Here is a 20,836-nt window from a genome sequence, read left to right on the forward strand (position 1 = left end):
CCATTCAGCCCGGCCCCGGGCACGGACGTCAACTCCGGCGGTCGGCGGGCCGTCAGTGCTCAGCGCTCGACGTTCTCGTGGACCCGCACCAGCACGGCGGCGGGCAGGCCCTCCGGGACGCCCGTGCCCTCGACCACGATCGCGTGCTCCGCGTCGTACCAGACGCAGGTGAGCGACTCCTCCGCACGCTCCTTCTCCGTCAGGTCCGCGGCGTAGGAGTCGCAGACCAGCGTGCCCGGCAGCGAGGTCGCCACCCGGCGCGGGGCGTGGTCGCCGTGGGACTTCGCCAGGCTGTCCTGGATCGTGCGCTCGAAGGCGGGGGAGGGCTTCCCGACCACCACGTTCCAGCGGGCCTCCCGGTCGGACCCGCCGAACTCGGTGCTGGCAGTGATGTCCGGCAGCGAGCCGTACAGGGCGGCGTGCGGGTCGACCATGCCGCCGGAGACCAACCGTCCGCTCGCCCGCGACCAGTCCGGGTAGTCCCCGCGCTCCGAGGACGCCCGGAGCCGGTCGCCCTCCACCGACCCCGGCAGCTGCGGGGCGTCCGAACCGCCCAGGACGTACACCCCCGCCCCGATCAGCACCCCCGCCACCAGCACCGCCCCCGCCGAGAGCCACACCCGCCGGCCCGGCCCCCGCCGCCGCACGATCGTCCCGGCCCCGAAGGGGTGCTCGGGCACCGGCGGCGCGTCGAACTGCGGCGGCCCGAACTGCGGCGGCCCGAACTGCGGAGCGTCGAACGGGGAGGCGGGCGAGGCCGGAGCGGCGGACGGCGGCCCGGACGGCGGCGGCCCGAACTGCGGCGGCCCGTACGGGGGAGCGGGCACGGGGGGAGCGGTCGGCGGCGGCGGGAGGACCGGCGGCGGGGGCACGGGAGCGGGCGCGGGTGCGGGCGCGGCCAGGGCCGCGGCCAGCAGCGGGTCGAGGACCAGCAGTTCGGTCACCGTCTCGGTGAGCGCGGACCGCGCCGCGACGTCCAGCGGCGCGGCCCCGGCCGCGAGCAGGGCGTGCTGCCAGCGCGGCAGCCGGTGCAACTCCCGCACCACCCGCGCCAGCAGCTCCGGCCCCGGCCAGCCCTCGGCCCGGCTCGGCTGCACCAGAGCCGCCACCAGCAGGGCCACCGACCCGCCCGCCGGGCCGCCCGCCGGGCCGCTCACCGGTCCGTCCGCCGGGCCGTCCGCCGACCCGCCCGCCGGTCCGTCCGCCCCGGAAGTCCCGTCCTTCGACACCATCGCCGCCCCCGTCCCCACCGCCCCCGGTCCCCGGACGTGCCGTCCGGGGTGTTCCCACCCAAGGTGACACACCGTGTCCGGGCGCGGGCGGGCCGCGGTCGAACGGAGACGGAACCGCAACACGCCGGGGAAGGGCGACGGGGCGTCAGACCGCCGTCTCGGCCGGGAGCCGGCCGCTGCGGACCGCCGCCAGCAGCGCGGCGTGGTCGGCCTCCGACTGGTCGGCGTAGGAGACCGCGAAACGGGCGACCGCGTCGTCCAGGCGGTCGTCCTTGCCGCAGTAGCCCGCGATCAGCGCCGCGTCGGCGGTGTGCGCGTGCGCCCGGGCGAGTAGTGCGCCGGTCAGCCGGCCGTAGTCGTCGAGCTGGGAGGGCGTCAGCGCCGCCGGGTCGACACTGCCCTTGCGGTTGCGGAACTGCCGCACCTGGTAAGGGAGTCCGGCCACGCTCGTCCAGCCCATCAGCGGGTCGGAGACCACCTGCATGCGCTTCTGGCCGAGCACCACCCGGCGTCCCTCGTGCCCGCCCTCGGCCGGGACGGGGAAGCCCGCCCGCACCAGGTGCGGCAGCAGCGCCGACGGCCGGGCCTCCTTCACCTGCAGCACCAGCGGGCCGCCCCGCCGGTCGGTCAGCAGCACCACGTACGAGCGGGTGCCGACGCTGCCGGTGCCCACCACCCGGAACGCCACGTCCTGGACCCGGAACCGGGCCAGCAGCGGGTGCAGCTCCGCCGGGACGGTGTGCCGGTAGGACGCCAACGAGCCCGCCACCAGCTCGGCCTGACGGTCCGTCACCGCACCGAGCACCGGCGGCGCCGCCACGAAACGCCAACCGCCGTCCCCGGTACGGACGGTGGAGCGGGCCGCGAACTTCGCGCCGGTGTTGCGCAGCGCCTTCTCCGACACCGCCGTCAGCACCTGGTTCAGCTCGTGCGCGCCCGCGAACTCCACCAACTGGTGGTCCGCGATGGCCTCCCAGGCGTTCCAGGCGTCCAGCGCCGGGAGCTTCGCCAGCCGCCGCACCGTCCGCCGGTACGTCGCCGCCGCGTCGAACGCCGCCTGCCGGCAGGCGTGCTCGTCCGCGCCCGCCTGCCGCCCGGCCAGCACCAGGCTCGCCGCCAGCCGCTTCAGGTCCCACTCCCAGGGGCCCGAGACCGTCTCGTCGAAGTCGTTCAGGTCCAGCGCCAGCCGGCCCCGGGCGTCGCCGTACAGGCCGAAGTTGGCGGCGTGCGCGTCGCCGCACAGCTGCGCGGCGATCCCGCTGACCGGCGTGGTCGCCAGGTCGTGCGCCATCAGCCCGGCCGAACCCCGCAGGAACGCGAACGGCGAGGCCGCCATCCGCCCCACCCGGATCGGCACCAGGTGCGGCAGCCGCCCCGCGTTCGCGGACTCCACCGCCGCCGCCACCTCCGGGCGCGAGGCCGAGGGCAGCAGCCGCGCGTGCCAGTCCAGCGGCACCCGCTCGCGCAGCAGCTTCCCGCGCTGCTTCGGCCCCTCCGGGAGCTTCGCCGGGTCCAGCTCCAGCAGCGCCGCGGACGGGTGCGCCGGCACCGCGGACGCGTCCCCCGCGAACCCGTCCACCGCGAACTCCCGGGAACGCGACGACAGTTCCGCGCCCTCCGCCGCGTCCTCCACGGCCCCCCACGTCCCGACCGACGACACCCCGGCACTCCTCCCTCGCACCGCGACACCCGGCACGACACCCGGCGGGGACCGCCCCCACCAGCGGTGACGCTACCGCCCGACCCGACCCGGGACGCCAGCGGGTCCGCCCCGGCGCGCACCGCACCCGCCCGTACGATGCGGAACATGGCACACGACCTCCACCACCTCGACCCGGCCTACCTCGACTTCTGGCGGGAACGCCACATCTGCACCCTCACCACGCTGCGCCCCGACGGCACCCCGCACGTCGTCCCGGTCGGCGCGACCTACGACCCGGAGACCCGCACCGCCCGGGTGATCAGCAGCGGGGAGAGCCGCAAGGTCCGCAACGTGCTGGCCGCCGGCGGGACCGGCCTGCGGGTCGCGCTCTGCCAGGTCGACCGGGCCCGCTGGGCCACCCTGGAGGGCCGGGCCGTGATCCGCGCCGACGCCGACGCGGTCGCCGACGCCGTCCGCCGCTACACCGAGCGCTACCGCCAGCCCCGGGAGAACCCCGCCCGCGTGGTGATCGAGATCGCCGTCGACCGCGCCCTGGGCCGCGCCTGACCCGGCGGCCCCGGGGAGCGTGCGGGGCCGGAGTTCCGGGCAGCATGGAGGCGATGGACGAGGAGACGGAGCGGCAGCCGGGGCGCGACCCGTGGTGGGCGGTCCTGTTGACGTGCTGCTCCGTCCTCGTGGTTGCCGGGGTCGGGTGCTTCGGCCTGCTCGTGCTCGCCCTCGCCACCCTGGCGGACATCAACACCCGGACGGCGCACGGCCCGGTGGCGCCGAACGCGCTGCCGGGGCTGGTCGCCGGACCGGCGCTGATCGTGCTCTCGATCGGCGCCGTGCTCTGGCGCTTCGGCCCGGGCGAGCGGAGCCGGCGGTCGCGGACCGCCGGGCTCGCCGTCGTCGCCGGGGTCCAGGTACTGGCCCTCGAAATCGCCCGGCTCCTGCTCCGCTGAGCCCCCGGCGACCGGACCCCGCCCTTCCACATCGGGTCTCTTGTCGAAAATGGTCTGTGATGCAAAGCTGACTGCATGACAGATTCTGCCGTGCCGATGAACGGCACCCCGCGCGAAGTCCTGTCCGGCCTCGGCGAGTTGACCCGCCGGGTGCGCGCCCTCCAGCGCGACGCCTGGATACCCCTGCTGCTGTTCGGCCTGCTCACCGCGGGCGGCATCCTGGTGGGGCGGCTCACCTTCCAGCAGCAGGACGTCCCCTGCCCACCCGGGGCCGACACCCCCGGCGGGACGTGCACGCTGATGCGGCAGGGCTCGCCCGCCTACTGGACGGCCGGGCTGCTGCTCGCCTACGCCGCCACCACCTGGTGGTACCTGCGCCGGGCCCGCCGGCGCGGCGTCGACACCCCCGTCCGCCCCTACGCGCTGGCCGGGGCGGCGGCCGTCGCCGCCCTCGCCGCGACCACCTGGTGGGGCGCCTCGCAGGCCGGGCCGGGCGCCGAACTCGACCTGTGGGGATGGCACTTGGCGGCCAACGCGCCCGGCACGCTGCTGGTCCAGCACTTCCTCGGCGAGGCCGCCGCGATCGGCGTCCCGCTGCTGCTGCTGGCCCGGATCGAACGCAGCCGCGCCCTGCTGCTGTTCACCGCCGGCTACCTCGCGCTCGACCTGCTGCCCGTCACCTTCGGCTGGTGGGGCGTGGCCTCCGGCCCCTGGTCCGCGGCCGACCGCCTCGGCCCCGCCGCGCTCTACCTGCTGCTCGGCGCCGCCGCCTTCGCCCTCGCCGCCCGCCGCGCCCGCACCCCGCAGGCCGCCGGATGAGCCGCACCGGGACCGGACCGGACGCGGCGGACGCCACCGGACCGGACACGGTGGAGGACACCGGGCCGCACCCCGTCAAGGCGCTCGACGACGTCGTCCACCAGCGCGTCCGGCTCGGCATCCTGACCGTCGTCCACCAGGCCCGCCGCGCCGAGTTCGGCCTGCTGCGCAGCACCCTGGACCTGACCGCGGGCAACCTCGGCCAGCACCTCACGGTGCTGGAGAAGGCCGGCCTGCTCGCGGTCGAGAAGGGCTACGAGGGCCGCCGCCCCCGCACCTGGGCCACCCTCACCCCGGCCGGGACACAGGCCCTGCGGGACGAGGTCGCCCAACTCAAGCGCCTGATCCGGCAGATCGAGGACGCCGGAGGGGCCTGAGGCCCCGGCCGATCAGGCGCGGGCGGTGACCACGTGGAAGGTGACGGTCGCCAGGAACGGGCCGTCGGCCAGGTGCGCGAGCCACCGGTCGGCGTCGACGGGGGAGAAGTAGCCGGCCGCGACCGCCCGCCGGGTGACCCGCTGCAACCCCAGCACCCGGTCCGCGGCGCCGACCTCGCGGAAGACCGGCGTGATCGGCCGCACCCCCGCCACCTCCAGCCCGGACTCGGCGGCCAGCCGCGGCAGTTGGCTGCCGATCCGGCCGTTGCGCACCGCGTGGTCGGTGACGTACCGGGTGTACGCGGCGGTCAGTGCCGCGTCCGGGTGGTCCACCGTCAGGGTGCCCCAGTCGGGCTCGCCCAGCACCAGCAGGCCGCCCGGCCGCAGCACCCGGCGGGCCTCGCGCAGCGCCAGCGCCGGGTCCGCGACGTGCTGCAGCACCCGGTCGGTGCGGGCCCGGTCGCAACTCGCGTCCGCCAGCGGCAACTCGTGCAGGTCGGCGAGCCGCACCGAGACCTGCAACAGGTGCGCGGTGCGCTCCGCCGCGGCGTCGACGGCCTCCCGGTCGTGGTCCACACCCAGCACCGTGCCGCCCGGGCCGACCGCGTCGGCCAGCGCCGCCAGATCGGTGCCCGGCCCGCACCCCAGATCGACCACCGTCTGCCCGGCCCCGACCGTCAGCGCCGCCAGCATCGCCGCCTTGTACTCCCGGCCGAGTTCGGAGACGGCCAGCCGATCCAGGTAGGCGATCGGATCTGGCGGCACGGTCTCGAACACACGGGAGGTCATGACGCGCAGTCAATCAAACCCGGCCCCACCGAGGGAAGCGCCCGCACACCCGACAAGGGGCGCACGCCGGGTCGGCAGGGGTGCAACGGCGCAGCCGGGCGCCCTGCCCCGCCGCCGGCCGAGGACATGCGCGTCTTCTGCCCGCCCGCCCTCCCGGCCCGTCGCGCACCCGGGGCTCAGCGGGTGACGCGGTAGCGGAGGTGGAGGGCCCGGGAGGTGAAGGTGCGGGTCTCCAGGAGGGCGATGTCGCCCTCGCCGGGCTCGGCGCGGAGCCGGGCGATCTCCTCGGCCAGGCCGCCGGCGGCCAGCCGGGCCGCCCCGCCGCGGACCTCGGTCAGGGTGCGGGAGAAGACCACCTTGGGCAGCGGGTTCCAGACCTCCGCCCACTCCCGCTCCGCCGCGTCCGCCGCGACCCCCGGCTCCTCCCAGTACAGCATCGTCTCGTACAGCCGACGCCCCATCAGGTGCACGCCCAGGCCCCGCGCCTCCTCGATGTGGAAGCGGAACACCTCCTCGTCCGGGGCCGCCCAGTCGAAGCCGCCGTCCGGCCCCATCGCGTAGCCGTCCAGCGAGAGGCCCATCGAGTAGGTCACCCTGCGCATCGGAAGTCCCCGCTCTCTCCGCCGTGGACCCCCGACCCTACGGTCCCCACCCCGCCGGGCGCGGCAGGCCGGGCCGCGCTACGCGAACGGGGTCAGCCGCTCGCGGAACGCCTGGTACTGGGGCATCAGCTCCGGGTGGACGTGGACGACGGCCGAGGCGAGCATCCCCTGGGCGGCGATCAGGGACTGGAACTCCTCCCGCGTGTTCAGGCCCAGCCGGCCGATCGCCACCACGTGTTCGAGGTCGGCGTTCAGCGACTCGTGCAGGGTCGCCAGGGCGCCGCGCCGCTCCGCCGGGAGCTCGGCCAGCAGGAAGGCGTCGGCGGCGACGACCTGCCACAGCGCCGCCGTGCCCGCCAGTTCGGCCCGCCGCAGGTCCAGGGCCAGCTCGGTCCACTGCGCGACCGTCGGCCGGGGCGCGCGGCGGGCCGCGAACGCCGCGAACAGGGGTGCCAGCGCGGACAGTTCGGGCTCGCGGTCGTTCGCCACCAGGCAGTGGACGAGCGCCTCCAGGTGATCGACGTACGAGGTGCCGGCCGTGGCCGCGGTGGTCGTCGTGGTCGTTGTCGTGGTGGTGGTGGTCGTGGTGACGGCGGGCGCGGGCGCGGGCGCGGTCGGCGGGACCAGGCCGGCGATCAGCGCGGCCAGGATCTGCCGCCCCAGGTCGACGGCGCCCTTCCCGGTCGCCTCCAGCGGGACGGTGAGCGTCCGGGCGGCCCTGGAGTAGACGACGGTCGACGGGCCGCCGGACACCGGGAGCACCAGGAGGTCGTCCAGCGACTGCTTCAGCAGGGTCAGCGCCTTGCTGATCCTGCCGATGAGCTTGCCGTCCGCCTCCTCCAGCCCGACCTGCACGGTGCCGTACCGGCCGCGGATCAGCCCGGCGTCCCGCAGCGCGTCCTCGTAGCGCAGCAGCCCCGCCCAGTACGGGTCGGCCTGCCACTCCTTCAGCTTCCCGGGCCAGTTGAACGCGATGAACGACTCCTCCGTGATGCCCACGCTGTCGAGGCCGCGCAGCCAGGCCCGGTTCACCACCAGGTCCACCCAGGCCAGCGCCGCCCCCAGGTCGGTGCCCTCCCGGACCCGGTCCAGGGCGTCGCGCTGGGACGGCACCCGGCCGGTCGCCTGGAACGTCCCCGGACGCTTCTCCACCTGCGCGCCGAGCTGCGCGGCCGCCTCCGCGTACGAGTCCGCGTTGTCGGCGGACAGCTCCGGCGTCAGGTGGTTCCAGGCCCAGCCCCGGCGGTACGCGTAGTCCTTGACGGGGTAACCGCCCTTCTCCTCCACGGCGTGCGACAGCTCGTGGACCAGCGTCAGCGTCCGGTCCGTCAGCGTGAACGAGGGCGGCGCCAGCAACTCGGCGGTCAGCTGCACGTTCAGCAGCTTCCCGGCCGACCCCGGGGCGATCTGGGTGTTCGCACCCGCGCCCGGCGGCAGCTCGGAACTCGTCACCGCCTTGGTGCCCAACCCCCGCAGCACCGGGGCCAGTTGCTGGAAGCGCCGGTGGAAGCGCGTCATCTCGGCACTGCCCTGCGCCGCCCCGTTCAGCACCCCCGTCGCGACCAGTGCCGCCGGGGAGGCCAGCCCGGCGATCCGGTCGATCTGGACGGCCATGGCCTCCAGGGTCTGCTTCTGGGCGGGCGTCAGACGCTCGTTCAAGGCGGTCCTTCGGGGTCGCTGCGCGGGCACGGGAGAGGAGGCAACCGGGGCAGGACGGTCGGAAGCGGAGCCCCGGAGCACGTCCCGCATCCTTGCGCGACACGATGGACAACGGATAAACGGAACACCGGACCGGCTGACGGCCCGTCAGTTCGAGGGCTGCTGGGCCAGCGCGGCGGTCACCTGGGTGGCGGAGTCGAAGGTGCGGGCCGCGTCGAAGACGCCGGTCAGGTCCGGGTGCCGGCCCAGGACGCCGTGCGCCAGCGCCAGCCCGGCCGGCTCCACCCGGCGGGTCAGCCCCAGGTGCGGCATCCAGCGCCCCGGCAGGTGGCGCGGGTCGGGCTCCGGCGCGTCCGCCAGCCGCCGCCACACCTCCCGGTGCAGGTCGACCAGCTCCGGCGCGGGCACCACGCCCCAGGCCAGCACCCGGCGGCGACTGCGCGCCCCGAAGGACAGCAGACCGGTGAACCGCACCGCCAACGGGAGCGCCCCCGCCAGGAGTTCGGTGACCGCCGCCTGCTGCTCCGGGGTGATCGCCGCGCACACCGCGAGCGTCAGGTGCGGACGGTGCGCGGGGTGCGGATTGTCCGCGAGCGAGTCCACCCCGCCGTCGGCGAGCTGCCGCCACACCGTCCGCACCGCCCGGTCCAGCGCCGGATCGCAGGTCAACTCGATGGTCCGCATGCCCTCCACGGTAGAACCCGCCCCCCGCGCGGACCGCGCCGCCCCGTGTGATGGGCTGTTCCGATGCGAACCGCCGAACCGCGCCCGCCGTCGCCCGCCGAGCCCGTCGCGCCCGTTGCCCCCGCCGTGTCCGCCGCGTCCGAACGGCGGGCCCGGGCCGGGTGGCTGCTGGCGGCCGCCGTCGTCGTCGCGCTCGGGCTGCTGGCGCCCGCCCTGGCCCCGGCCGCGCTCGCCGCGCTGCTCGGCGGAGCGCTCTACACCGCGCTGCTGCACACCCTCCTGATGGCCGCCGCACCCCGGCTCGGCCCCCGGACGGCCGGTGCCACCGCGCTCGCCGCCAGCTGGGCCGTCGAGTTCTGCCAGATCAGCCGCATCCCCGCCGACCTCGCCGCCCACAGCCGCCTCGCCCGCCTGGCCCTCGGCACCACCTTCGACCCCTCCGACCTCCTCGGCTACCTCCTCGGCGCCGTCGCCACCACCACCGCCCACCTCGCCCTCCGCCGCCTCCGCAACCACCACTGACCCACCCGGCGCCGCATGAGCCGGGCCGCCGCCGACGGGCTGCTGCCGGGCGGGCCGGACGGGGACGGCTGAGGGCAGGGAGGGCTGCGGTGCGGGTTCTGTGGCTGTGCGGACCGCTGCGCCGCGCGAGTCGGGCGGCCGCCGAGGGGCTGCTGCCGCGCGGGCCGGACGGGGACGGCTGGGGGCAGGGAGGGCTGCGGTGCGGGTTCTGTGGCTGAGCGGACCGGGCAGGTGTCGTCGAGCCGCCACTGGGCTTCCGTCGCCGGCTGCGCTGCGCGAGCCCGGCGGCCGCCATCGGGTCGCTGCCGCGCGGGCTGGGGGAAGACGGCTGTGGACAGGGGCGGCCGCTGTGCTGGTTCGGTGGTCCCGCGTGTTGAGTCGACGACGGCGAACCGTCGCTGAGCTTCCGTCGTCCGCTTCGCGCTGTGCTGCGCGAGCCGGGCCGGTGGTCCCGTGTGCTGAGTCGGCGTCATCGAGCAGCGACTGCAGCGGTCGCGCGGGTCGTGGGGCCGCCCGTCCGGCCGGTGGGTGGGCGTCAGGTGCGGCGGGACGGGTGGGGAATCGTTACATTTGGGACATTCGGGAGCAGTACCAGGCTTTGCGCGTACGCGCACAGAAGGCCGAGGCGCCTTCGGAAAGGGTTCCCATGCACCCCCCTCTCAGTCCCGCCCTGCTGGCCGAGCTGCGCCGGCCCCGGCCGTACCCGGCGGTGTCGATCCTGATGCCCACGCACCGGCGGGAGCCGGAGAACGCCCAGGACCCGGTGCGGCTGCGGAACCTGGTGGCCGAGGCGAAGGAGAAGGTCCAGGCCGACCCGGAGGTCTCCCGGGCGGACCGGATCGACGTGCTGCAGCAGCTGGACAAGGCGCTCGCGGAGGTCGACCTGGTGCACGCCGAGGACGGGCTGGCGATCCTGGTGGCGCCCGGCGAGCACCAGGTGTGGTCGCTCGGCCGCACCGCCCCCGCCCGGGTGGTCCTGTCCGACACCTTCCTGACCCGCAACCTGGTGTCCGCGCAGATCGCCGAGCGCCCCTACTGGGTGCTCGCGGTGGCCGCCGACCGGGTGGTCCTGTGGGGCGGCGACCAGGAGCGCGTCGCCGAGCGGCGCACGCACGGCTTCCCGCTGGTGCGGGTGCACGACAACCCGGACCCGGAGCGGCAGGAGCGGATCGGCGACACCCCCAGCACCTTCCGCGACGAGGAGACCAAGACCTTCCTGCGGCAGGCCGACACCGCGCTCGGCCAGGTGCTCGCCGCCGACCCGCGCCCGCTGTACGTGGTCGGCGACGCGCCCGCGCTCGCCCTGCTGGACGCCGTCGGCCCGATCGCCCGGTCGACCACCGCGCAGCTCCCGCACGGCGGCCTCGCCCAGGCCGACGCCGAGGCGGTCCGCCGGGTGGTCGAACCCGCCCTGCGGGCGCACGCCGACCGGGAGATCACCGCCGCCCTCGCCCAGCTCGACAAGGCCCGCGGCCGACAGGCCTTCGCGGCGGGCCTGGACGAGGTCTGGCAGACCGCCGCCGAGGGCCGGATCGCCCGCCTGGTGGTGGAGGAGAACTTCCGCACCACCGTCCGCGACGACGGCGACCACCTCGTCCCCGCCGAGGCCGACCAGGACGGCGCCCGCGAGGACATCGTCGACGAGGTCATCGAACGCGCCCTCGACACCGGGGCCGACGTCAGCTTCGTGCCCGACGGCACCCTCTCCGACGCCGGACGGATCGCCGCCGACCTCCGCTACTGACCCGCCCGCGCCACCGGGGCGCCCGCCGCGACCGCACCGCGCCGGGCGCCCCGCCACGTGCCGCCAAGTATCCGCCGGGAGACCGACCGGGACGTCAGCCGGTGGAGGCGCCGAGCAGCGTGCCCACCGCGTACGTCACCGCCATCGCGACGCTGCCGCCCAGGACGTTGCGCAGCACCGCCCGGCGCGGGTCCGCGCCGCCCAGGCGGGCGCTCGCCCAACCCGTCGCCACCAGCGCCGCCAGCACCGCCGCCACCGTGACCCAGATCCGGTGGGCCGGCGGCGGCAGCACGATCGCCAGCAGCGGCAGCAGCGCACCCGCCGTGAACGCCGCGAAGGACGCCCACGCGGCGTGCCAGGGATCGGTCAACCCGTCCGGGTCGATGCCCAGTTCGGTCTCCGCGTGGGCGGCCAGCGCGTCGTGCGCCGTCAACTGCACCGCCACCCGGTGCGCCAGCTCCGGGTCCAGGCCCTTCGCCTCGTACAGGCCCGCCAGCTCCGCGAGCTCCGCCTCCGGCGTCGCCCGCAGCTCCCGGCGCTCCTGCGCCAGCGCCGCCTGCTCCGCGTCCCGCTGGGTGCTCACCGACACGTACTCGCCCGCCGCCATCGACAACGACCCCGCCAGCAGGCCCGCCAGACCGGCCGTCAGCAGTTCCGTCGCGCTCGCGTTCGCCCCCGCCACGCCCACCACCAGGCCCGCCGTCGACACCACGCCGTCGTTCGCGCCCAGCACCGCCGCCCGCAACCAGTTCAACCGGCTCCCGAGCGCGCCCCCGTGCGCCTCGTCGTGATCCGGCGGCACCGGCGGCCCCTGCTGGTCGGAAGCGCTCATGCCGTCCAGTCTGCCCGCCCGGCCCCCGCAACCCGCGCACCGCCGACCCGGCGTTTCCGCCCCGACGTCGGGCGGGCAGCCGGCCGGGGCGCAGGGAGGGTGGGGCAGAGGGTTGGGCAGAGGGTGGGGGAGAGGGCCGGACGGAGGGTCAGAGGGTGGTCGGGGCCGGGTCGCCGAGGGGGTCGCCGGTCCACCAGTTGCCCGGGGCCTCGGGGTCGCGGCTGGTCCAGTACTCGATCAGGGCGGTGACGAACTCCTCGGCGGAGAGGGCGCCGTCGCCGTCGCGGTCGAGGTGCGCGAAGGCGGTGTCGGCGTCGGTGCGGCGCAGCTGGGGGAAGTGCCCGTGCTGGAAGGCGAAGAACTCCTCGGCGTCGATCCGGCCGTCGCCGTCGGTGTCCGCGACCGCGAGGAAGGACCGGGCCAGCGCGCCCAGGGTGGCCTCCGCGGTCCGCGGGTCGTCGGCGAGCGCGACCCCGGACTCCAGGAACTCGGCCCGCCCCATCGCCTGCGCCCCGGCGGGCAGGTTCGGCAGGTGCAGCTCGCGCCAGATCGTCACGTACGCCGAGACGATCGCGACCTCCGCCGCCGACCCGGCCGGATGCCCCAGCGAGCGCGCCACCGACTGCCCCATCAGCACGTGGTCCCGCTCGGTGAGCCGCCCGTCCCCGTCCGCGTCGAGATGGTCGAAGCCGTGGCTGATCTTCGCGATGAGCAGGTCGTCGGACACCGGGTGCCTCTCAGTGGACGGGAGTTGACGGTGCGTCATCATAGCGGCGCCCGCCGGAGCGGCTCCCCCGGGGCCCGGCAGGACGTAGGGTCCTGGGCATGGACCACGGGGCGCGGACGGCGCGGTACGGGACGGTGCGGCAGCGGCTGGCGGAGCTGGACGACCGGCAGGTCGGGGAAGTGGCGGCGGAGGTCGGGACGGCCGGGCTCGGCGGCCGGACGGGGACGGTCGAGGTCGGCGGCACGCCGGTGTTCGTCAAGCGGGTGCCGCTGACGGCGCCCGAGCGGGAGCGCTCGACGGCCAACGTGTTCGGCCTCCCCGGCTGCTACCAGTACGGGATCGGCTCGGCGGGCTTCGGGGCCTGGCGGGAACTGGCCGCGCACGAGGCCACCACCGACTGGGTGCTGGCCCGCGCGTACGAGGGGTTCCCGCTGATGTACCACTGGCGGGTGGTGCCCGACACCCCGCCCACCGGCGCGATGGACTGGGCCGGCGGCCTGGAGCGGGCGGTCGAGCACTGGGGCGGGGACGCCGCGGTGCGCCGCCGCCTGGAGGCCATCGAGAGCGCCGAGCACAGCCTGGTGGTCTTCCTGGAGCACTGGCCGCAGACCCTCGGCGACTGGCTGGACGGCCACCCGGACCGGGCCGGGGGCGCGCCGCACGCCTGGGCGGAGCAGGAGATCACCCGGGGCGTGGCCTTCCTGCGCGCGCACGGCACCGTGCACTTCGACGCGCACTCCGGCAACCTGCTGACGGACGGCGAAACGGTGTGCTTCGCGGACTTCGGCCTGATGCTCCGGGAGGACTTCGAACTCTCCCCGGCCGAACGGGAGTTCTTCGAGCGGCACCGCGACTACGACCGCTACCACGCGCTCGGCCAGCTGGTCCGGCGCCAACTGGCCGGACACCGGCCCGACCGGCAGCAGCAGACGGACCTGCTGCGCGCCTGGGTCGCCGGGGAGGCCGGGACGGACCGGGCGGCGATGACCGCGACCGCCGCGGGCCTGCTCGACCGGCACGCCCGGACGACGCTGGCCTTCGAGGAGTTCCGGCAGCGCCTGCTCGCGGACCGGCGGACCCCGTTCCCCGCCGAGGAGCTGGCCGCGACCCTCACGGCCTGACGGGACGTCAGGAGCCCAGCGCCTTCGCGGACTTCTCCCAGTTGTCGTGCAGCCGGTCCAGGTAGGACCGGGCCTCCGGCCCGGGGTTGGCCCCCCGGGCGAAGGCCAGCATGTTGCCCGCGCCGGTGTTGTAGCCCAGCGCCATCAGCTCGTTGCGGTTGTACGGGCCCGCCCACTTGGCGGGCAGCTGGGCCCCCAGGTCGTGCAGGTGCCAGGACGCCGCCCGCACCGCCAGCGCCGGATCGTCCGGCAGGTCCTCCCACGGCCGGTCCGCGAACGGGCGGCCCTTGCTGCACTCCTCGTACGCGGCCCGGTGCATGTTGGCGACCCCGAAGGAGGCGTCCGGCTTCATCTTCTGCCAGGCCCGCTCCACGTCCGGGCCGTGCGGCTTGTACGACTCGTTGTAGAGGATCGCCATCACCAACTGCGGGTCCACCCCGGCCTCGGCCGCGTACTTCCGCACCTCGGCGGCGAAACGCGGCGGGTCGTAGTCGGCGGCGGTGCGCGGCGAGGAGGAGGACGGGGCCGGGACCGACGGAGCGGCCGTCGCGGCGGGCGAGGGGGCCGCGCCCGCCGGAGGAGCCGGGTCCGCGCCGCCGCGCTCGTAGCCCCAGACGGCGAGGACCGCCACGACCAGTACCGCCCACGGCCACTTCGCGGTGCGTTCGGCCACCGGGCCCCTCCTTCCGTTCGCGGCCGCACGGCGGCCGCCTCCAGACACCTGGGGCCGAGCTTACGTACCCGGAGCCGGTCCGGTGACCGGGCCCGACCCCACCGGGCCCGACCCCACCGGGCCGGACGTCACCACGGCGTCGCCGCCTTCACCAGCAGCAGCAGCGCCACCGCCGCGTTCAGCGCCGACACCGCCGACACCGCCGTCCCCGCCGCCGCCACCATCGCCGCCAGACCGGCCGGCGAGGCCGGCGGCGGCCACGCCTCGCCCAGCGCCGGACTCAGCAGCGCCGTCACCCGGCGCGGCACCGGACCCGGCGCCGCGAAGGCCGCGAACGCGGGCGCCGGACCGCCGCCCCTGGTCACCAGCGCCGCCCGGGCCACCGCCCGCGCCGTCAGCCGCCGGTCGCCCACCGAACCCGCCGCCTCCTCGTCCGCCCACCGCTCCGTCGCGTACCCCACCGCCCGCTGCAACGGCCGCAGGAACGGGTTCACGCAGATCGCCAGCCGCGCCGCCAGCAGGAACCGGTGGTGACGGTTCGCCAGGTGCGAGCGCTCGTGCGCCAGCAGCGCCCGCTGCTCGTCCTCGTCCAGGCTGTCCATCATCGCGGTCGACACCACGATCCGCCCCGGCGCCCCCGGAACGCCCGGCACCGCGTACGCGTACGGCTCCTCGTCCGGCAGCACCACCAGGTCCGAGTCCAACGGCATCGGCGCCAGCACCCGCTGCGCCCGGGCCCGGACCCGCAGGTGGCTGCGGAGCGAGCGCGAGCACGCCGTCAGCACCGTCACCAGGCCCACCACCGCCGCCGTGCCGACCTCCTCGTGGAACGGCACCGCCGTGCGGATCTCCGGGTCCGACCAGCTGTCCGGCAGCGGGTTGCCCGGGATCTGCGCCGTGCCCACCACGAACAGCAGCCCCAGCGCCAGCGTGCTGCACACCGCCATCGTCACGCCGATCCAGGTCAGCAGCCGGACCGCGTTGCGCGGATGCAGGTGGTGCTCGGCCAGCCGCGCGATCGGCAGCGACGTCAACGGCAGCACCAGCGGGAGGAAGACGAAGAAGCCCATCGCTCAGCGCCCGCCGCGTCCGCCGCCCCCGGGCCGCTCCGCGGACTCCGGCGGCTCCGGGTTCAGCAGGGAACGCAGCAGGCGCTCGTCCTGCGGCGTCAGCGCCGTCACGAAGGAGGCCAGCACCGCGTCCCGGTCCGGCTCGGTGTCCAGCATCCGGCGCATCCGACGCGCCGTCAGGCCCGCCGCGTCCGCCGCCGCCGACCACACGTACGCCCGCCCGGCCCGGCTGCGCACCACCGCCTGCTTCGCCAGCAGCCGCGACAGGATCGTCATCACCGTGGTGTACGCCAGGTCGCCGCCCACCTGCTCCTGCACCCAGGACGCCGTCACCGGCCCCGGCGCCCGGTGCAGCACCGACAGCACCTCGGTCGCCAACTCGCCCTGACCACGACGGCGCCGCGCACCGTCCTCGCCCTGCTCACCCTCGCCGCGGCCCGCCAACTCCATCGGAGACTCTCCCTCCGGCGCGGCCCGCGCCCGACGTCGGACTGTTGCCCACCCATCCTAGGCCCTGCCACCGAGCCCCCGTCCGCCCGATTCCGGCCCACCCGGAACGGGGCCCGCCACCCCTCCCGCCGCACGACGCCCGGCCCCCCGCCGTCGGACCTTCCGTCCGCTGCCGGGGGCTCCCGGAGTGGTGGTGATCATGGACTCGCTAGGGTGGGCGGACCCACTCGCGTCACCACCCCCGGAGAGCACGTGTCCCACCGCCGCGCCCGCGCCACCACCCGTCGCCGCGCCGTCCTGCTCTCCGCCGCCGCCGTGCTGGTGATCGGGGGCGGCGCGGCCGCTCTCGCCGCCGGCGGCCCCGCCGGGCAGCCCCGTGCCACCGACCGGCCCGCCGACCCCGGGACCACCGCGGCCGCCTCCGACGCCCCCGGGACCGCCGGGCCGAGCCCCGTCGGCAGCGCCTCGCCCAGCGCCTCCGCGAGCGGCAGCGCCTCCGCGAGCGCCAGCGCCCGCCCCGGCAGCCCCACCGCGTCCGCGCCCGGCGGCGCCACCGCCGGGGCCAAGCCCGCTCCCGGACCCGCCGCCAGGCCCGGCAGCGCGCCCGTCACCTTCACCGGCCTGGCCTTCGACACCTGCACCGCCCCGTCGCTCGCCACCATGAACGCCTGGCGCGGCACCTCCCCGTACGGCGCCGCGGCCGTCTACATCGGCGGCAAGAACCGGGGCTGCGCCCAGCCCCAGCTCACCGCCGACTGGGTCCGGGCCGTCGACGGCGGCGGCTGGAAGCTCGTCCCGCTCTACGTCGGCGCCCAGCCCCCGTGCCAGACCGGCAGCAGCCCCGAGAAGCTCACCGCCGACACCGCCGCGCCGCTCGGCACCGCCGACGGCGGCGACGCCGTCGCCCGGGCCGCCGCCCTCGGCATGCGCCCCGGCAGCACGCTCTACCTCGACGTCGAGGCGTACAACAGCGCCGACACCGCCTGCGCCGCCGCCGTCCTCGAGTACACCCGGAACTGGAACCGCGCCGTGCGCAACTCCGGCTACTGGGCCGGGTTCTACGGGTTCGCCACGTCCAGCGCCGCCGGCATCGCGCAGGCCGCCGGACGCGGCGTCCCCGACCTGCCCGACGCCCTGTGGTACGCCCGCTACGACGACGCCGCCGACACCACCGGCAGCTTCCCGTTCGCCGCCGAGCTGTGGACCGGCCACCGCCGGGCCCACCAGTACCGGATCAACCAGAAGGAGAGCTACGGCGGCGCCGCCCTCACCGTCGACCGCAACGCCTGGGACGCGCCGGTCGCGGTCGTCGGCTGACGCCCCGTCGGACCCCGGCGGGGGCCCGTCCGGTTGACCGGGAAACCCGCCGGGGCCTCCGTTCACCTGGGCGACACCAACTGCTACGACAGGGGACGGCAGGAGTTCGGAACAGGCTGGGAAGGTGCGGCGGTCGACCGGAGATATACCGGTTAATCAGCTCCGAAAGGCTCCCCACCGTGAACCGCTCCGCCGCCTTCGCCGCCGCCCTCGCGGCGGCCCTCGCCACCACCGTCGGCCTGGCCGGCACCGCCGACGCCGCCGGTCACGCGCAGCGCGACGTCCGCGGCACCAAGACCCCCTACGCCCCGCAGCAGGACGCCCGGCACTACCAGCAGGTCCCCAAGGGCTACACCGCCGTCTTCACCGAGAACGTCGCCCGGCACGGCTCCCGCGCGATGAGCGACAGCGAGGACGGCGACGCCGTGCTCGCCGTCCTCGACCGGGCACGGCAGCAGGGCGGGCTCACCGGCCTCGGCGCCGAACTCGCCCCGCAGGTCCGCACCCTGCTCGCCGCCGCCGACGGCATCGGCTACGGCAACCTCTCCGCGCGCGGCGCCGACGAGCACCGGCAGACCGCGCTGCGGATGGAGCAGCGCCTGCCCGGCCTGTTCGACACCATCGCCGCCCAGGGCGAGCCCATCGTCGTCGAGACCTCCGGCGTCGCCCGCGCCACCGCCAGCGCCAACGCCTTCACCGCGGGCCTGGCCGCCGGGAAGCCCGCCGTGGCCGCACTGATCGAGGCCCCGAAGACCGACAAGAACCTGCTCTACTTCCACAAGCAGCCGCAGAACGCCGACTACCAGGACTACCTGGCCCACGACCCCGAGCTGGCCGCCGTCCTGGCCCGGACCGACGCCGACCCGCGCACCGCCGAGGCCGCCCGCCACACCGCGCAGCGCCTGTTCACCCGCGGCTTCCTCGACACCCTCGACGCTGCGCAGCAGATCGCCTTCGCCCGCTCGCTCTACGCCCTGTTCAGCGCCGCCCCCGACCTCTCCGTCGAGGCCCCCGGCGTCGCGCTCGACCGCTTCCTCGCCCCGCGCGACGCCCAGTGGTTCGCCTACCTCGACGACGCCGAGGAGTTCTACCAGAAGGGCCCCGGCTTCGCCGGACGCACCATCACCTACAAGATGGCCGGCGTCCTGCTCGACGACCTGTTCGCCCGGGCCGAGGCCAAGGCCGCCGGCACCAGCGCCGACGGCGCGGTGCTGCGCTTCACCCACGCCGAGGAGATCGAACCGCTCGCCGCCCTGCTCGGTCTCCCCGGCAGCACCCGGCAGGCCGCCGCCGACCAGCCCTACAGCTACCTGAACAACCCGTGGCGCGGCGCCGAGGTCTCCCCGATGGCCGCGAATCTCCAGTGGGACCTGTACCGCGCCGACGGCGACGGCAAGGGCCGCCCGTCCTACCTGGTCCGGATGTTCTACAACGAGAAGGAGACCGCCTTCAAGGACGGCTGCCGCCCGATCGCCAGGAACTCCGCCTTCTACGACCTGAAGGAACTGGAGCGCTGCTTCGGCCGCGGCTGACGCGACCCGCCTTCCTCTTCCCCGGCCCCGTGCCCGCCCGGACTCACCCGAGCAGGTACGGGGCCCAGGCCGCCGCCCCCGGCGGGGGCCGCCGCAGGAGCACCGCGGTCACCGGGAACAGCAGCAGTGACACCGCGACGGCGAGCACCCAGCCCGGCACCAGCCACAGGACCCGGCCCGGCGCGATCCACGCCACCAGCACCACCCAGTACCCGGCCACCACCTGACGGACCGCCAGCGGCACCGCCGTCCGGGCCCGCCGCCCGCGCGGGGTCGCCCGCAGCATCCGCACCGCCCAGCCCGCCAGCAGCCCCGTCCAGGCCGCCGCCCCCGCCACCGGCAGGCCCAGCAGCGGCGACCCGCGCTCCTCGACCGGCCGCGGGGCGGGCACCCGCGGCGGGTCGACCGGGTACGGCACCAGCCGCCAGAAGCCGTCCGCCCGGCGGACCGCCAACGGGTGCCCGGTCCAGTGCGCGACCACCGTGTACCGCCCGGCCGCCGCCGGGACCACCAGCACCTCCGCCCCCCGGGGCCGGGCCCGGGCCCCGGGCTCGGCCGCACGGGACACCCCGCCCCCCGGCCGCCACGGCGGGGTGAAGGCCACCTCCCAGGAGACGCCGCCGTTCGCACTGGACTCCACCGGGCAGCCCGTCCCCAGGACGCGGTAGCAGACGCCCGGCAGCTCCTCCGGCCGGCACTGCCCGTCCTCCGCCCGGGGCGACCCGTGGTCCCCGCTCGGCGTCCCGGACACGATCGACCAGGTCAGCCCGCCGTCCCCACTGGCCCAGCGGTGCTGCTGGGTGTTCACCACCGGGCCGCGGCCCGGCTCGTCCCGGAGCGTCTCCGGGGTGTGCTCCCGGTACATCCCCGTCGCCGTCAGCGCCGCCACCGCGAGCGGCACCCCCAGCAGCGCCGGCACCCGCCACCCGGCCCGGACCGGATGCCGCCACAGCCACCAGGACAGCGCCAGCGCGGGCAGCACCAGCAGGTCGGTGCGGTCCGCGACGGTCCGGCTCGGCACGCCCGTCCACGACCAGACCCGGGAGGCCAGTTCGGCCCCCGCGGCGGAGGACTTGGCGACGGCGAAGCCCGCCCCCGCGACGGCGAGCCCCAGCAGCGCCGGACGGTCGCCGCGCAGTCGCGGCCGCAGCGCCGGGAGCAGCGCGCACACCGGCGGCGCGGCCACCAGCCACGCCAGGTCGCTGAGCTTGCCCGTCACCGGGCCGGGCCACCGGCGCTTCCCCAGATGGTCGTTGAACGCCAGAGCACCGCCAGCACCGTCCCCGGATGCCCCGCCCAGCGCGGCACCGCCCCCACCGTGATCCGCATGGGACCGAGTCTCCGGCCGCCCCGGCCGCCGGTCGAGGCCCGTACGGTCTCGAAAGCGGGCCCGGTCGGTAACGGTCCGTCAGCAGTCCGTCAGCAGTCGGTCAGCAGTCGGTCAGCGGTCGGTCAGTGGTCGGTCAGTGGTCGGTCAGTGGTCGATCGGTGGGCCGTCGGTGGGTCGGGGCGGCGGTGGCGGGGAACGGTGCGGGTGCGTCGTAGGGTGGAGCCGAGCCGCCCCGGCCGCCGCGTGCGGTCGCGGGCCGGGTACCGAGGGAAGGACGGGTGGGGCCATGGCCGTTGACATCCTGGTGGAGGCGCTGGGCGACCGCGAGTACCTGGTCCGGGTCGAGGACGGCCCGACGGAGGCCGCCACCCGGGTCCGGGTCACCGACACCGTCGCCGAGCGGCCCGCGCTGGCCGGCACCGACGAGACCCGCCTGGTCCGGGAGACCATCGCGATCCTGACCGAGCGTCAGCCCGTCGCCGCCATCCCGCCGATGATCGACCTGGACGACCTCGCGGACGCCTTCGGCGACTCCTACCTGACCGAACTGGAGCGCCGGATCGCCGCGCCGTAGCGGACCGCCGCCCCGCGCCCCGGCGCGCGCGGGTCCGGGGGGCGTGCGCGCATTCGGGTGTCACCGTTTCCGTCCGGTCTCGTTGTCCTGGCGTGCACGTTGGAGAGGCGCTGCGGCGCGCAGTCGGTTGCCGCGAGGTATGTGGAGAATCGTTTCTGCCCAGGCGGAAGCGGCC

The 20,836-nt window shown here is 76.3% G+C and carries 22 protein-coding genes; 10 read left to right on the top strand and 12 right to left on the bottom strand.

The window, feature by feature from the left end:
• Window positions 1–59 precede the first annotated feature (59 nt).
• Together ACIQBJ_RS31325 and ACIQBJ_RS31330 are read right to left on the bottom strand one after the other, a co-directional pair.
• Window positions 60–1,232: a hypothetical protein gene (locus tag ACIQBJ_RS31325; RefSeq protein ID WP_400717360.1), complete on the bottom strand. Its 1,173-nt coding sequence runs from the start codon at window positions 1,230–1,232 to the stop codon at window positions 60–62.
• A 145-nt stretch (window positions 1,233–1,377) separates the two neighbouring features.
• The gene (locus ACIQBJ_RS31330; protein WP_400717362.1) at window positions 1,378–2,865 is read right to left on the bottom strand and encodes a DUF2252 domain-containing protein; all 1,488 of its coding nucleotides are present in this window, start codon (window positions 2,863–2,865) and stop codon (window positions 1,378–1,380) included.
• A 174-nt stretch (window positions 2,866–3,039) separates the two neighbouring features.
• Between ACIQBJ_RS31330 and ACIQBJ_RS31335 the strand changes: the two genes are divergently transcribed.
• From ACIQBJ_RS31335 to ACIQBJ_RS31350, 4 genes are all read left to right on the top strand, one after another.
• A complete protein-coding gene (locus tag ACIQBJ_RS31335; RefSeq protein ID WP_400717364.1) occupies window positions 3,040–3,441 on the top strand; it encodes a pyridoxamine 5'-phosphate oxidase family protein in 402 nt (133 codons plus the stop codon).
• 53 nt (window positions 3,442–3,494) lie between these two features.
• Window positions 3,495–3,839 carry a hypothetical protein gene (locus ACIQBJ_RS31340; protein WP_400717366.1) on the top strand — a complete coding sequence of 115 codons (345 nt, stop codon included), beginning with the start codon at window positions 3,495–3,497 and terminating at the stop codon, window positions 3,837–3,839.
• Window positions 3,840–3,914: 75 nt separating this feature from the next.
• Entirely contained in the window at window positions 3,915–4,658 is a 744-nt protein-coding gene (locus ACIQBJ_RS31345) for a hypothetical protein (RefSeq protein ID WP_400717368.1), read from the top strand.
• A complete protein-coding gene (locus tag ACIQBJ_RS31350; RefSeq protein ID WP_400717370.1) occupies window positions 4,655–5,035 on the top strand; it encodes a winged helix-turn-helix domain-containing protein in 381 nt (126 codons plus the stop codon). Before ACIQBJ_RS31345 ends, ACIQBJ_RS31350 begins: the two co-directional genes overlap by 4 nt.
• A 12-nt stretch (window positions 5,036–5,047) precedes the next feature.
• Here the strand turns inward: ACIQBJ_RS31350 and ACIQBJ_RS31355 are convergent, their stop codons facing one another.
• The 4 genes from ACIQBJ_RS31355 to ACIQBJ_RS31370 form a co-directional block, all read right to left on the bottom strand.
• Entirely contained in the window at window positions 5,048–5,824 is a 777-nt protein-coding gene (locus tag ACIQBJ_RS31355) for a methyltransferase domain-containing protein (RefSeq protein WP_400717372.1), read from the bottom strand.
• 176 nt (window positions 5,825–6,000) lie between these two features.
• A complete protein-coding gene (locus ACIQBJ_RS31360) occupies window positions 6,001–6,426 on the bottom strand; it encodes a dihydrofolate reductase family protein (RefSeq protein WP_400717374.1) in 426 nt (141 codons plus the stop codon).
• Between the two features lie 78 nt (window positions 6,427–6,504).
• The gene (locus ACIQBJ_RS31365; RefSeq protein WP_400717377.1) at window positions 6,505–8,085 is read right to left on the bottom strand and encodes a hypothetical protein; all 1,581 of its coding nucleotides are present in this window, start codon (window positions 8,083–8,085) and stop codon (window positions 6,505–6,507) included.
• A gap of 147 nt (window positions 8,086–8,232) precedes the next feature.
• A complete protein-coding gene (locus tag ACIQBJ_RS31370; protein WP_400717379.1) occupies window positions 8,233–8,769 on the bottom strand; it encodes a 2'-5' RNA ligase family protein in 537 nt (178 codons plus the stop codon).
• Window positions 8,770–8,832: 63 nt separating this feature from the next.
• Between ACIQBJ_RS31370 and ACIQBJ_RS31375 the strand changes: the two genes are divergently transcribed.
• Window positions 8,833–9,291, top strand: a complete 459-nt coding sequence (locus ACIQBJ_RS31375; protein WP_400717381.1) for a DUF2809 domain-containing protein — start codon at window positions 8,833–8,835, stop codon at window positions 9,289–9,291.
• A 646-nt stretch (window positions 9,292–9,937) separates the two neighbouring features.
• Window positions 9,938–11,035 (top strand): chemotaxis protein, encoded by a 1,098-nt coding sequence (locus tag ACIQBJ_RS31380; protein WP_400717383.1) that lies wholly within the window; start codon window positions 9,938–9,940, stop codon window positions 11,033–11,035.
• A gap of 94 nt (window positions 11,036–11,129) precedes the next feature.
• Here ACIQBJ_RS31380 and ACIQBJ_RS31385 read toward each other — a convergent pair whose 3' ends face one another.
• Window positions 11,130–11,867 (bottom strand): VIT family protein, encoded by a 738-nt coding sequence (locus ACIQBJ_RS31385; RefSeq protein ID WP_400717386.1) that lies wholly within the window; start codon window positions 11,865–11,867, stop codon window positions 11,130–11,132.
• Between the two features lie 148 nt (window positions 11,868–12,015).
• The gene (locus ACIQBJ_RS31390) at window positions 12,016–12,594 is read right to left on the bottom strand and encodes an EF-hand domain-containing protein (RefSeq protein ID WP_400717388.1); all 579 of its coding nucleotides are present in this window, start codon (window positions 12,592–12,594) and stop codon (window positions 12,016–12,018) included.
• Window positions 12,595–12,692: 98 nt separating this feature from the next.
• Between ACIQBJ_RS31390 and ACIQBJ_RS31395 the strand changes: the two genes are divergently transcribed.
• A complete protein-coding gene (locus tag ACIQBJ_RS31395) occupies window positions 12,693–13,715 on the top strand; it encodes a protein kinase family protein (RefSeq protein ID WP_400717390.1) in 1,023 nt (340 codons plus the stop codon).
• A 7-nt stretch (window positions 13,716–13,722) separates the two neighbouring features.
• Here the strand turns inward: ACIQBJ_RS31395 and ACIQBJ_RS31400 are convergent, their stop codons facing one another.
• The 3 genes from ACIQBJ_RS31400 to ACIQBJ_RS31410 all read right to left on the bottom strand — a co-directional run bounded on the left by ACIQBJ_RS31400 (window position 13,723) and on the right by ACIQBJ_RS31410 (window position 15,908).
• Window positions 13,723–14,388 carry a transglycosylase SLT domain-containing protein gene (locus ACIQBJ_RS31400; RefSeq protein ID WP_400717392.1) on the bottom strand — a complete coding sequence of 222 codons (666 nt, stop codon included), beginning with the start codon at window positions 14,386–14,388 and terminating at the stop codon, window positions 13,723–13,725.
• 128 nt (window positions 14,389–14,516) lie between these two features.
• Window positions 14,517–15,458 (bottom strand): M56 family metallopeptidase, encoded by a 942-nt coding sequence (locus ACIQBJ_RS31405; protein WP_400717395.1) that lies wholly within the window; start codon window positions 15,456–15,458, stop codon window positions 14,517–14,519.
• Between the two features lie 3 nt (window positions 15,459–15,461).
• On the bottom strand, window positions 15,462–15,908 hold the full coding sequence (locus ACIQBJ_RS31410; protein ID WP_400717397.1) for a BlaI/MecI/CopY family transcriptional regulator: 447 nt from the start codon (window positions 15,906–15,908) through the stop codon (window positions 15,462–15,464).
• A gap of 252 nt (window positions 15,909–16,160) precedes the next feature.
• Here ACIQBJ_RS31410 and ACIQBJ_RS31415 point away from each other — a divergent pair, with 252 nt between their 5' ends.
• Together ACIQBJ_RS31415 and ACIQBJ_RS31420 are read left to right on the top strand one after the other, a co-directional pair.
• The gene (locus tag ACIQBJ_RS31415) at window positions 16,161–17,225 is read left to right on the top strand and encodes a glycoside hydrolase domain-containing protein (RefSeq protein WP_400717401.1); all 1,065 of its coding nucleotides are present in this window, start codon (window positions 16,161–16,163) and stop codon (window positions 17,223–17,225) included.
• 179 nt (window positions 17,226–17,404) lie between these two features.
• The gene (locus ACIQBJ_RS31420; RefSeq protein WP_400717404.1) at window positions 17,405–18,757 is read left to right on the top strand and encodes a histidine-type phosphatase; all 1,353 of its coding nucleotides are present in this window, start codon (window positions 17,405–17,407) and stop codon (window positions 18,755–18,757) included.
• 43 nt (window positions 18,758–18,800) lie between these two features.
• Here ACIQBJ_RS31420 and ACIQBJ_RS31425 read toward each other — a convergent pair whose 3' ends face one another.
• Window positions 18,801–19,976: a hypothetical protein gene (locus ACIQBJ_RS31425; RefSeq protein WP_400717407.1), complete on the bottom strand. Its 1,176-nt coding sequence runs from the start codon at window positions 19,974–19,976 to the stop codon at window positions 18,801–18,803.
• Window positions 19,977–20,373: 397 nt separating this feature from the next.
• Here ACIQBJ_RS31425 and ACIQBJ_RS31430 point away from each other — a divergent pair, with 397 nt between their 5' ends.
• On the top strand, window positions 20,374–20,661 hold the full coding sequence (locus ACIQBJ_RS31430; protein WP_400717409.1) for a hypothetical protein: 288 nt from the start codon (window positions 20,374–20,376) through the stop codon (window positions 20,659–20,661).
• The last annotated feature ends 175 nt before the right edge of the window (window positions 20,662–20,836 follow it).

It is taken from the genome of Kitasatospora sp. NPDC088391 (assembly GCF_044753345.1).
In the GTDB taxonomy this organism is placed as follows: domain Bacteria; phylum Actinomycetota; class Actinomycetes; order Streptomycetales; family Streptomycetaceae; genus Kitasatospora.

Excerpts from the sequence above, each read along its gene's own strand:
- ACIQBJ_RS31395 (WP_400717390.1), top strand. The coding sequence starts at position 12,693 with ATGGACCACGGGGCGCGGACGGCGCGGTACGGGACGGTGCGGCAGCGG.
- ACIQBJ_RS31405 (WP_400717395.1), bottom strand. The coding sequence starts at position 15,458 with ATGGGCTTCTTCGTCTTCCTCCCGCTGGTGCTGCCGTTGACGTCGCTG.
- ACIQBJ_RS31340 (WP_400717366.1), top strand. The coding sequence starts at position 3,495 with ATGGACGAGGAGACGGAGCGGCAGCCGGGGCGCGACCCGTGGTGGGCG.
- ACIQBJ_RS31375 (WP_400717381.1), top strand. The coding sequence starts at position 8,833 with ATGCGAACCGCCGAACCGCGCCCGCCGTCGCCCGCCGAGCCCGTCGCG.
- ACIQBJ_RS31430 (WP_400717409.1), top strand. The coding sequence starts at position 20,374 with ATGGCCGTTGACATCCTGGTGGAGGCGCTGGGCGACCGCGAGTACCTG.
- ACIQBJ_RS31335 (WP_400717364.1), top strand. The coding sequence starts at position 3,040 with ATGGCACACGACCTCCACCACCTCGACCCGGCCTACCTCGACTTCTGG.
- ACIQBJ_RS31355 (WP_400717372.1), bottom strand. The coding sequence starts at position 5,824 with ATGACCTCCCGTGTGTTCGAGACCGTGCCGCCAGATCCGATCGCCTAC.
- ACIQBJ_RS31350 (WP_400717370.1), top strand. The coding sequence starts at position 4,655 with ATGAGCCGCACCGGGACCGGACCGGACGCGGCGGACGCCACCGGACCG.
- ACIQBJ_RS31325 (WP_400717360.1), bottom strand. The coding sequence starts at position 1,232 with ATGGTGTCGAAGGACGGGACTTCCGGGGCGGACGGACCGGCGGGCGGG.
- ACIQBJ_RS31380 (WP_400717383.1), top strand. The coding sequence starts at position 9,938 with ATGCACCCCCCTCTCAGTCCCGCCCTGCTGGCCGAGCTGCGCCGGCCC.
- ACIQBJ_RS31345 (WP_400717368.1), top strand. The coding sequence starts at position 3,915 with ATGACAGATTCTGCCGTGCCGATGAACGGCACCCCGCGCGAAGTCCTG.
- ACIQBJ_RS31385 (WP_400717386.1), bottom strand. The coding sequence starts at position 11,867 with ATGAGCGCTTCCGACCAGCAGGGGCCGCCGGTGCCGCCGGATCACGAC.
- ACIQBJ_RS31410 (WP_400717397.1), bottom strand. The coding sequence starts at position 15,908 with ATGGAGTTGGCGGGCCGCGGCGAGGGTGAGCAGGGCGAGGACGGTGCG.
- ACIQBJ_RS31360 (WP_400717374.1), bottom strand. The coding sequence starts at position 6,426 with ATGCGCAGGGTGACCTACTCGATGGGCCTCTCGCTGGACGGCTACGCG.
- ACIQBJ_RS31370 (WP_400717379.1), bottom strand. The coding sequence starts at position 8,769 with ATGCGGACCATCGAGTTGACCTGCGATCCGGCGCTGGACCGGGCGGTG.